Source organism: Micromonospora coerulea (assembly GCF_016598485.1).
GTDB lineage: Bacteria > Actinomycetota > Actinomycetes > Mycobacteriales > Micromonosporaceae > Micromonospora > Micromonospora coerulea.
Window position 1 is genome coordinate 1 of the sequence record NZ_JAEMUW010000059.1, and the last position, 10,714, is coordinate 10,714.

10 protein-coding genes are annotated in these 10,714 nt (G+C 68.8%); 4 read left to right on the plus strand and 6 right to left on the minus strand.

Going from position 1 to position 10,714, the window contains the following annotated elements; all coding sequences use genetic code 11:
* The 4 genes from I8N68_RS31785 to I8N68_RS31800 all read right to left on the minus strand — a co-directional run.
* The coding region (locus I8N68_RS31785; protein WP_234040971.1) for a DDE-type integrase/transposase/recombinase at positions 1–525 on the minus strand (525 nt) is incomplete at its 3' end.
* Positions 419–739, minus strand: coding sequence for a transposase (locus I8N68_RS33450; protein ID WP_307813054.1), 321 nt, complete (start codon positions 737–739; stop codon positions 419–421). The genes I8N68_RS31785 and I8N68_RS33450, both read right to left, overlap by 107 nt.
* A 28-nt stretch (positions 740–767) precedes the next feature.
* Positions 768–1,358 (minus strand): hypothetical protein, encoded by a 591-nt coding sequence (locus I8N68_RS31795; protein WP_200216807.1) that lies wholly within the window; start codon positions 1,356–1,358, stop codon positions 768–770.
* A gap of 153 nt (positions 1,359–1,511) precedes the next feature.
* Positions 1,512–1,706 carry a hypothetical protein gene (locus tag I8N68_RS31800; protein WP_200216808.1) on the minus strand — a complete coding sequence of 65 codons (195 nt, stop codon included), beginning with the start codon at positions 1,704–1,706 and terminating at the stop codon, positions 1,512–1,514.
* A 231-nt stretch (positions 1,707–1,937) separates the two neighbouring features.
* Between I8N68_RS31800 and I8N68_RS31805 the strand changes: the two genes are divergently transcribed.
* A complete protein-coding gene (locus I8N68_RS31805) occupies positions 1,938–2,120 on the plus strand; it encodes a winged helix-turn-helix domain-containing protein (protein ID WP_200216809.1) in 183 nt (60 codons plus the stop codon).
* Between the two features lie 956 nt (positions 2,121–3,076).
* Here the strand turns inward: I8N68_RS31805 and I8N68_RS31810 are convergent.
* Positions 3,077–5,623 carry an AfsR/SARP family transcriptional regulator gene (locus I8N68_RS31810; protein ID WP_200216810.1) on the minus strand — a complete coding sequence of 849 codons (2,547 nt, stop codon included), beginning with the start codon at positions 5,621–5,623 and terminating at the stop codon, positions 3,077–3,079.
* Positions 5,624–5,779: 156 nt separating this feature from the next.
* Here I8N68_RS31810 and I8N68_RS31815 point away from each other — a divergent pair, with 156 nt between their 5' ends.
* A complete protein-coding gene (locus tag I8N68_RS31815) occupies positions 5,780–7,678 on the plus strand; it encodes an acetate and sugar kinases/Hsc70/actin family protein (protein WP_200216811.1) in 1,899 nt (632 codons plus the stop codon).
* 752 nt (positions 7,679–8,430) lie between these two features.
* On the opposite strand, the gene I8N68_RS31820 is transcribed toward I8N68_RS31815, so the two are convergent.
* Positions 8,431–8,967, minus strand: coding sequence for a hypothetical protein (locus I8N68_RS31820; protein WP_200216812.1), 537 nt, complete (start codon positions 8,965–8,967; stop codon positions 8,431–8,433).
* A 434-nt stretch (positions 8,968–9,401) separates the two neighbouring features.
* On the opposite strand from I8N68_RS31820, the gene I8N68_RS31825 reads away from it, so the two are divergent.
* Both I8N68_RS31825 and I8N68_RS31830 read left to right on the plus strand, forming a co-directional pair.
* Positions 9,402–10,121, plus strand: coding sequence for a hypothetical protein (locus I8N68_RS31825; protein ID WP_200216813.1), 720 nt, complete (start codon positions 9,402–9,404; stop codon positions 10,119–10,121).
* Complete coding sequence (locus tag I8N68_RS31830) at positions 10,067–10,630, plus strand: HEAT repeat domain-containing protein (RefSeq protein ID WP_200216814.1); 564 nt, start codon at positions 10,067–10,069, stop codon at positions 10,628–10,630. Before I8N68_RS31825 ends, I8N68_RS31830 begins: the two co-directional genes overlap by 55 nt.
* Positions 10,631–10,714: the final 84 nt, after the last annotated feature.

Sequence of the window (10,714 nt, forward strand, 5' to 3'; positions counted from 1 at the left end):
CTGCGACCCACGGTCGGTGTGCAAGACGCAGCCGGCCAGGTTTCCGCGGCGAGCGGCGGCGTTGTCCAGTGCGGTGACGGCGAGGCGGGACTTCATTCGGGAGTCGATGGAGTAGCCGACGATGCGGTTGGACCAGACGTCCTTGATTGCGCAGAGGTAGAGCTTGCCTTCGCCGGTGTGGTGTTCGGTGATGTCGGCCAGCCAGAGCCGGTTCGGGCCGTCGGCGGTGAAGTCCCGCTGGACCAGGTCGTCGTGCACTGGCGGTCCGGCCTTGCCGCCCTTGCCGCGACGTCTGCGTTTGCCGAAGGCGCTCCACCAGCCGTTACCGGCGCAGATCCGCCACGCGGTTCGGTCGGCCATCGGCTGCCCGGCGGCGCGGGCCTCGTCGACCAGGAACCGGTAGCCGAACTCCGGATCATCACGGTGAGCGTCGAACAACGCGTTGGCCCGATGCGCCGCCACCTGCTCGGTGGTCGTGACTGGTCGGGCCCGCCACCGGTAGTAGGGCTGGCGAGCAATCTTCAACAGCCGACTCACTGCTGGCCGTCCCGGGCGTGGTGCCCGCGTCGATGTCGGCCTGACGCAGCCACTTGAACAACGTCATCGGGTGCACCCCGAAGTCCTTGGCGATCTGCTCGACAGTCACTCCCGCCTCGCGGTCACGAGCGACACGCATGACGTCATCGCGGAACTCTCGGGGGTAAGGCTTGGGCACAGCGACATCCTTCCAGCCCGCCACCAGGGCAAGCCATCTCAGATGTCACCTATCAGTGCAGCAGACCCTTCAGTATTACGACCGGCAAAGCACGACGGGTCGACGCCGGCACTCGCGTGAACTGGCTGGCTCCGGGGCTAGAAGCCAGCGGGTAGTAGAAGTGCTCTAGAGCCTCGAGGTCGGAGTCGTACATCAGCCGGTACGCCAGGCGGACACACCAGGGAGCACCCGGCATCGCCTGGTCTTCCGGCACAGCACAGCCATCCGCGTCAGTGCGCTCCAGGAAACCCTCGAAGAGCTGCTCCAGTTCCGGGTCCAGGTCCGTCAGCGTGACCTCGACATTCGCATAGGGTCGCGGCTCGACCGACGATGACGGCTGCTCCGCGGGCAACGGCTGGCCGTCGCCGGCCTCACCGTCCTTCCCCGGCTCGTCACCGCCGGTTGCAGCTGAAGGGACCGTGGTCTGCCACAGGTCAGACAGGGCCGGACTGGTTCGCGACGACTCGGGCAGCAACACGCGCGAGAGCGCCGAGATGACGTCCGATCGGCCCGCACGGGGCACACCAGAGAGCACGACGTGTCCTTGGGAACGCAGTTCCAGGGTCCGGAAGCCACGGAAGGAGTCGATCATCAGCCTGCTCACGCGCACGCTGTATCGTCCCCGATCATCCGGCCCGCCGCATCCCTAAATCTGGGTCGGGCTATTCACCGCCCCGCGGAACGATCACCAATGTGACGCGCAGTGACTGCTTGAGCGAGGCGCAAGGCAGCATGCAGAGGCTGGCTATGACTTTCGTCAGTGCGCGGCGAGAGGACCCCGCCGGTGCTCCGTGAGCACGCCGATCGCCCAACTCAGCATGTCGCACCCGTTGTCCCGGCACTGCATGCAGCGGCCAGTGGCCCGGTGCGGGTTTGGCGGCTCGGAGTGCGCCGTGATCACCCGCTTGGCCGTCCAGAGAACCAGGGCGGGCGTGATCGGTCCGTCATCCATGGGCACGGTCAGACCTCCAGGGGCGAGCAGGTCCGGACACCGATCCCCGATCAGGTGCCCGGACCGCTATCCGAGGTCCCGCAGGTTGCCGACCGGAGGGACCTGGCAACGAACCTGCCATGGATAGCCATTGCTAGTCAAGGACTGGCCATGGGTGATTGAGTAGGAGGTGCCGACCGGAGGGAACCACCAGTGCCACCGCAGTACGCCTACCAGCGCGTAGCCGAAGACATGACGAACCGGATCAAGTCCGGGGAGTTCCCACCTGGCTCCCGCCTGCCGAGCCGCGCCGAGTTGTGCGAGCAGTACGACGTGTCCAGCTTCGTCGCGGACCGGGTGTTTCTGATCTTGAAGATGCAGGGGCTGACGGAGTCGCTGCCTGGTGCCGGGGTCTACGTGAAGGAGAACGGCTAGCGGTGGACGCGGGACGGCCCGGACCTCACGAGTCCGGGCCGTTCGGTTCAGATGACTCGGGCAGCCGCAGCACGTTCCCCTGCTCGCCTTGGCCGTGGGCGGGGACATGCTCGCAGCGGAGGCGCTCACGGCTCTGCCTGGCCTGCCGGCGCTGCGCTGCCCGCGATCGTGGAGCCGGCGGTGAACAGTCGGCCGAGGACGTCGCGCCAGGCAACACGGTCTGCCGCACCCTCTCGGCCATGTTTGCCGGCCGCGGGCCGGTCAGGCTGGGCGTACGTCACTCGCGTTCAATGCCTTTCGGTGAGACACACTGTCGCCACCTGATAGCGAAGTCGGCGGGTCCTATGTGGGCGATAGAGGTAAGGCGGGGCCAGCGCAGACGCCGGCAATCGAGGATCCCCGCGACGCTTCCCAGCCGAGACAGCCGTGGAGGCCGACTGGACGAGCCTCCGCAGTGCCTACATCTTCTCGATCGACGGCGTGTCCACATCTGAGCCGGAGGCGCTGCGAGGGTCACATTCCCGATCTTGCCGCCAGTGAGGACCTTCGTCGACGACAACCCTCGTCAGGCACCCGCCCGACCTCCCCCCAGGTGGCCGGTTGGAGAGCACGATCCGGCATCATCAACGCCCCTGCTCCCAAACTGCTCCCAAAGTAAGGGACAAGAACAGAGGATCCCGTTACCGGTATCTCCGGCGACGGGCTTCCTACCTGCATACATTTACGGTGGGCGATACTGGGATCGAACCAGTGACCTCTTCGGTGTGAACAAGGTGGTCACGTGGTCAGTTGTGATCTCGGAGTTGGGCGCCAGGTCGAGGCCGAGGGCAAGGCCGGGTGAGGCCAGTATTGGGCGTGTTGGGCGGCACCAAGCTGGCTCGACTCGCATGAGCGATGATGAGCAGGCTGTAGAGATTTCCTCCGGTGCCCGACACGACGAGTGCCGTCATGAGAGGTCATCGAGCAGAAGCCGCCCGACCTGCCCTGCGCTTGTCCTTGAGCAGTTGGTGAGCGAGCAGGACGGTGTCCTGGCTGGGCGCGGCGTCGAGGTCGCGTAGCGCCGTTGTGAGGCCGTTCAGCAGGGCGGTCACGCCTTCCGGCTGACCGAGGCGGTGGCGCACCCGCATCGCTGCCCGGTAGAGCTCTTCGTTGTACTGATCCAAGCGGAGTGCCTTGTCGAGCACAGCCGATGCGGCCGGCGGGTCGGTGGCGAGTAGGTCCTCAGCCAGGAGTAGGTGGGCCTCCGTCGCCCACTGTCGCGCCTTCTCCCGGTACGGCTCGACCCAGTCGTAGTCGCATCCGTCCGCCAGAGGGGCGGTATAGAGGTCGCAGGCGCGCTGCAGCATGGTGGTGCGCTCGGGCGGCGTGGCGGTGCGGGCGCGGGTGAGTTTGTCACGCAGTTCCCACAGGTCGACGTCAACGGTTTGCGGGTCCAGGCGGTAGCGGTCGTTCGCGCCGCGCTTCAGGACGTAGCCACCGGGCCGGTGGCCGCCGGAGCGGCCCAGGACGTGGCGCAGGTTGGAGGCGTTGGTGTGGATTCGCTGGTCGGCTTGGCGGATACGCGCGTCGGGGACGAGGTATTCGCCGAGGGTGCGGGTGTCGGCGCCGTCGGGGTGGCAGGCCAGGTAGACGGCAAGTTCGGCGGCTTTGGCGCGCAGGGGTCTGCCGGGCGCGGTGAGGTGCTCGACGCGCGGGGCGCCAAGGACGCGAAGCTGCGCCGAGCCTTGCCGGCCGGTGGAAGCAGGGGTTTCAGGCGGATGGCTTTCCGCTCTGCCCGTCTGGTCGCCTGCGGTGATGGGCGGCGGGGCGGCGGGGACGCCGGTGTGGGCCTCCTGCAGCGTGGTGAGGGCCGCCAGTGCGGTGTCGACGTCGAGCACCGCCATGCGCGGCTCGATATCTTGCGACGGGCCGCTGACCAGCGAGGTTCTTCCGCGGTCGTCGACGTCGACGGTACGGCCGCGCGGCCAGTGGCCGAGCAGTAGCCCGGTGACATTCCGGTGGGCGCCGATGCCGAGGGTGATGTGGGTCCTCACGGCCAGCTGCCCGTCGGGCGCGGCGCTGACGAGCAGAAGCGGCGCCGGTGGCTGCTGTGTGTTGGTCTCGTGCAAGCGGGCCCACCGCAACAGGTGCTCGTCGGCGAAGGTGAGCGACTGGTCGGCGTCATCGGTCAGCTTCAGTCGCGGCCAGGGGGTGAGTGCGTGCGCATTGTCCGCGCCGAGCACCTCGGCGAGGGTCGGTCGGTCAATGACGACTGTCGTTTGCCGCTCCGGGTGGTCGGGGCCCCCGTCGGCGAGGGCGCTGATGAGGGCGGCGCGGGCCGCGGCGTGGGCGCCAGGTCCGGTCAAGCCGACCCCGCCGGGTGCGACCGCCGGCAGCGGTGGCACGGCGTGTGCCCGTTCGACGAGGTCTTGACTGGCGGTGACCCGCTTGTTGATCTGCTGGTGGACGTGCATCACGGTCGGTGGCAGCTCGGGAGGTTCATCGCCCGGGACGTAGCGGCGGCGTCGGTGCAGCCAGACCAGTGCCGCGGCGGCGCTGATGGCGGTGGCGACGGTCCAGGGGAGGAATGCGCCGGACGGCAGGTCCAGTCCGTCTGCTTGCTCTGCCTGATCGCCGCCGTGGTCCTCGCTGGCGCTATCGGATGGTTGGTCGGCCCTGCCTGTCGAGGGGTCCGGGGTGGGATCGGGACTCGTGCGGTCCGGCGGCTGGGTGGGTGGTAGTGTGGTTGGTTGCTCCCGCGGCCTTGCCGGTACGGGTCGCGCCGAAGCGGGCGGCCGGGCATCATCGGGGAGTCGCAGTTCCCAGCCGGGATAGATCAGGTCGCAGTCGCGCAGGACGCCGCCGGTGAAATGGCGGTGCCGGTTGAGCTGGCAGATCTCCGGCCACCGGCCGGAGTCGCCCAGCCAGCGCTTTGCGATTGTGGACAGGGAGTCGTTGCGCTCAACGACGTAGACATACCGTTGCGACCCGACCTGAATGAGCGCCGGTCCTTGGGCTGCGGCCTGCTGCGGGATGGCAGCCGCCTCGGCGGGAGGCTTCGGCGGGCTGGCGTCGAGCCGGCCACCGGCGGTGAGGGTGAGCGCTGCGGAGCCGGCGAGCCCAAACACGAGCCGATGTAGGGGGGCCGGAAGCCGCGGCAGTGACAGGCGACGAGGGGCGAGCAGGACCAGCAGTTCGATCAGCAGCAGCACCGCTAACGCCGCCCACAACAGCCACAGAGTCAGTAGGGCCCCGTCCACGAGTTTTGCAGCGGTGATGGCGCGGTCGGATTGCCCGAACCAGTCAACGGTTTGGTGCCAGCTGGGCAGGCGCTCGGCAGGGCCTCCGCCAGCCAGCCACAGCGCCGCGGGCGGCCCCGCCAGAAAAACCACGAGGCCAACCACGGACCTCACAAGCCGACCGAAGGAAGCGGCATCCTGCCGGTTGTCGGCTGGTTGGTGAACCGTCGGCAGGTGGCTGTACTCGGCGAGCTTGCGGGCCGCTTGCGGCGACCGTTGCGGCATCCGTACTCCCCCTGGCCGATGGTGATCCTCCTGCGATACATGACAATGACGCGGAACCACCATTGCGGGCCAGAGCTTTCTCACCATCCGCACACAAAGGATCACCAGACGCCTCCGGTCTCATGCAAACCCCACCGATGAGCCAGACTGCCCCTCATGTCGGTTCCGGGCGCGCATCTGTGCGTTGACCTTGCCTCGTCGGCGGTCGCCGCTATCGCCTGGCGCGACCGCATCTACGTCCCGATCCTGTTCGACGGCAGGCCCACCATCGCGCCCGCAGGGCTGTTCGGCGCCGGCGGGCCCGGGACCGTCGTGCCCGACGGCGAACATACCGGCGCCCCTAGTGACCACACCGCTGAACTCCTGCGCCACGTCGCCGCCGTCGCCAGCACCCAGGTCGGGCCTATCAGCTCGACCACTTTCGTCATCGCACCCCAGTGGGGTCCGCGCCGAAGGAGCCACCTCACGCAGGCGGCGCAACGAGCAGGGCTTCCCGCGCCGGCGATGGTCACCGGCCCGGCAGCGCTGGTCGCACACGTCACCGCGCACCCGCCGTCCCTACCCGACGGGGCGTGTGCGCTGGTCTTGGAGACCGAGGTCCGTCCTCCCCGCCTCACCGTTCTGCAGGTCAGTGGTGGCGCGTGGCACGACCTTGCCACCCGCACAATCCCTGCGGCCCACGTCGACGACGTGCTCGCCCACCAGCTACAAAGTTCACCTGCTGAACAGCACCGCCGGTCCGCAGCGCAGGGCGAGCACGAGGATGATGCCAACCGGCAGGTGAGGGAATCGGTCCGCCAGGCCCGCGCGTTGCTGGCCACCCAGGAGCGGGCGCCGGTGCTCCTCCCCCACCCACGTCCACCCGCCGTGATCACCCGTGGCGACGTCCACGCCGCAGCACAACCTCTCACCGAGCAGCTACCGGGGGCGGTAGGGGAACTGCTCGACACGGCCGACGTCGATACCGCACACCTGGCCATGGTCGTTGCCGCCGACGCCGGTGGGGCACCCGAGCTGCCCGCACAGTTGGCTGCCGCCACCGGAGTCCAGCCCGTGATCGTCAACCACCCGCATGCCGCCGCCAGCGGAGCCCTGACGCTCACCGCGACACCACTGACCGCAATCAGCGCGCGGCTGCCCCGCACCCGGCTGCGCATCCGTGACCTCGCGGCCGCGCTGATCATCGGTGCTTGCGCGCTCGCCCTGTTCGTGCAGGTCATCCTGACCGCTGACGTCACCACGATCGGCATCCGGGTCATCGGGGCCCGCACATCCCTGCCGCAGCTGGGCACCGCGGCAGCACTTGCCGTCATGACCGCTCTGGCCGTGGCGCAGCTCGCCCCCACCACGTGGCTCGCAGGGCCGCCCACCTCACCGACCGACGAACCGACGACGGCGGCACTCATCCGCCGCTCCTATCTCGCCGCAGCCGCGCTCGGTACCACCGCGGCGGCCTTCCTCGGCCTTGCAGCGGGCACCTCCCTGGGCGTCGACTACACCCCTCACCTGAAATGGGCCCTCACCACAGCTGCCCCTCTGGGGGCGAGCGCCGTCCTCATCGCCCTCGTCGCACCGCGTATTCCTGCCGCCGACCTCCCGGCCTGGCTCGGCCGCGCCCGCCCGGTGATCCTGCCAATCATGCTGGCGGCGGCGGGCATGCTCCTCATGCGCGCCGCGGTCAGCCTCACCCCACCCGCCGACCTGATTCCCGCGCCCGGCCTCGTCGGCAGCGCCGGAGCCGCCATGCTCGGAGCCGCCACCGCCCTGACGGCCACCGACCATCGCACCCTCCGAGTAATTACCCTGCCAGCACTGGGCCTCAGTTACGCCATCGTTTTCACCGGTGCCACCAGCGCAGCGCTGATCATCGGTTATTGCCTGGCCGTCCTGTGGTGGGCGATACGCCTCACCGCCTACACCACGCGGCTGGCCTTCCCCGCCGCCACGGCGAAGCTGCGCCGTCTGCTCGACGGTCCTACCGTCCAGCCACAGGAACAGCTGCCCTGTCGAGACGAGACGCGGCACGGTGAGACTCCATCAGCGACGGATCGGTGATGAGGTCGTCGCCGTCGGGGATGGCGCAAGACGGTGTCGGCCGCCTCGACGGTGAGGGTGGCTCCGGTCTGACGGATACCGGCGTGGACAGGATCGATACCTCGTAACCGTGCGGCAGCGGTTCAAGTTCCGCCTGGCGCTGGGCCCCCCGCAACGTGCGGCCGTTCTGGCCGGCTGATCCGCTAGTTCCGCGTCCACAAACGTTGGCCGGGTTGGTCGGGTTGGGAAAATGTCGGAGGGGTGGTGTTGGCTTCGGTTCGTGCCTCGCCGTCGGGATCCCGCCGCTGCGCGGGTGGTGCATCGCACCAGCCCGTGTCGGGTTGCGCGTGACGCCCGGGCAGCGGCCGCGGTGCTTCGGTCTACTGCGCTCCGCTGGTGACGTGTGGGCGTGTGTCGTGGAGGTCAACGCGTGGCGGCGCCGCCGCCGGGACGCGCCGCTGGTCGGCTATCAGCAGTTGCGCCGGGAGCTGTCCGGGTCGGGGCCGGGCACGTTCGCGGAGCAGAAGCGCAGGCAGGTGGCAGGCCCGGGAGGGCACTCGGGGACGACTCTGCAATCCAGCGTGACCGACCTGACCCCGGACATCGGCCCTTCGGACAAGCCACTTCCCGGACCCACCACCAACCACCCTAGACCCCTGGTTCCGGCGGCGCCTTGACACAAAGGGGTGCCATGACAGCGCAGCGCAGTGGGCTGGACGCGGCCAACGCGCGGACAGCGGCAGATCCGGGCGTCTGATCTTGGTGCGGGTCGGCTACTTCTCGTCCAAGCCGTGGTACCTGATGGAGTCGGCCATGCCCTCGGAATCGCGGCTCTCGGCAAGGGCCTCTCGGGCTGCCGCCACCGCCGCGACGATGTCGGCCAGCGGTCGTTCGATACGGGCGTTGCGCACGGGCTCAAAATCGGGGACATGCCTGCCCGCGGCGATGAAGTCCGAGGAGTCGAACTCGTATTGACCGATCAGGCTCCATCCCGCCTGTACGTCCACCAACCCCTTACGTACCGGACCGACCCGCAGCCACCCGGTGCACTGGTCGGAGAAGTTGAACGGGAGCAGCACGACCGGCACGTCGCCGGTGGAGAGCCGTTTGAGCTCGGTCATCCAGCAGTCCAGGGTGTGCACAGGGCCCAACTGCCCGCCGTTGATGGCGAAGTCTGGATGGTCGAGTTCGAGGATGCATTCGAAGCGGCTGGTGCCCAGTTTCAGAATCAGGACATGCTGCGCTTCCTGGGCGGGCTCGATCGACAGGCCTGCAAGCTGAGACGATCTCATCTCTGGGTCACCAACCACCAGTCCATCCCTTCGCCGGTCCCAGTGTCGTCTGCACGGCGTTGCTCATGAGATCATGGCCCCACGCAGGCGATACAACTCGATTCCAGGTTCATGGTGGACGCGCTGTTGGTCCGGACGGCTGCAGGTAGCGGCGGCGCGTTACAGGCCGTAGCGGTGGAGTCGATGCCAGCGCGCGCACTACGCGGCAGAACAGTGCGCCATCGGCAGGTTGCAGCCAGCACCAGCCTACCGCCCGCAACGACGTAAATCACTCGGTCGTGCGGCCCTGTTGAGCTGCGTGTTCTCCTTCTACGGTGGCTTCTCGCAGGTCTTGACGACCAATCCTGGAGGTCCCGCTGTACGTCAACGACGCGTTCCTCGCCCACTACAACAAACCCGCCCGGGCTCGGCTGCGCGGCCTGGCCCGCAACCCCACCATCCCCGCCGACCTGTTGCGGCGGCTTGTCGACAAGCAACTGAGGGAGGCGGGTTTCGCCCTGACCTTCCGCAAGGAATGGACCGACGAGCAGTTCGAGGCATTGGCCGACCACCCCGACCGCAAGGTGCGCGAACTGCTGGCGCAAGCGGTGCACGTCACGCCCGAACAGCGGGCCAGGCTGGTTGAGGACCCAGAACCCGGCGTGCTGCGCGCGCTCGCCGAAGGGCCGGACTGGTTCCTCGCGTGGACGTGGACGCCACAGCCGGCGCTGCCCACATGGGCGTACGAGCGGCTGCTCGAACGGAAACCGAGACTGGAACTGATCATGGCCGACTCTCCGTGGCTGCCGCAGGACCTACGCGCCCGGCTATGGCCGGCCGGATCACCACCGGCGCCGGCCGACGAGCCGCCGCCGGACCGTCGGGAGGCCGAAGCGCAGGCCGGCGCCGACAACGAATGGACGCGCGTCACCGCCGCCGCCGATCCCAGGCTGCCCGCCGACCTCGTCGCCCGGCTGGCGGTGGACCCGTCGCCCGCGGTCCGGCTCGCCGTGTCGATGCGCCCGAGCTCAGCGAGGAGCAACGCGCGGCGATCGACTACCACGTCGGACGTGACGACCGGATCCGGCCCGCCCGCTGGGCGACCGACACCCGCGACCCAGAGATCCAGCGCCGCTGCGTGTTCTCGGCGCACATCGGTCTACGCCGCAGCGTCGCCTGCAACCCGCACCTGACGCCCGACCTCATCGCCGCGCTCGCCACCGACGACGACTTCGCAGTCCGGCTCCTGTTGTGCGAGCGCCACCCGGACGTCGCCCCAGAGACGGTGCTCAACACGTACCTGGAAGCCACGACGATGACCCGAGGCCGACTGCTGCACCACCCCAGCTTCCAGCGCGTCGGGCTGGCCCGGCTGGCAGAGTCGCCGGACCCGCAGGCCCGAGCCCTGGTGGTCCTCGATCCCGAGGCAGCGCCGAAGCTCATCGAGCGGCTCAGCAACGACCCGCATCCGATGGTGCGGGAGTCGACGGCGGGTGACCCACGACTATCACCCAGTCGCGTGCTCGATCTGTTCGACGACCCGGCAACGGCCGGAGCAGCCGCCGCCAACCCACACCTGCCGGTGCCGGTCATGCACGGTGTCCTAACCGACGCGGCCACGCTTGCCGACGAGGTCGTCGAGGGCAACCCGGCCGTGTACCTGGGTCGGTGGTCACCCGACCAACTGCCGGACGAGGACTGAGGCGGCAGGAGACTGCACGCGTGCGATCCGGCCGATGTTGGCCGACAACCAGCCCCTCATGCATGCCCGGGTCACGCACTCATC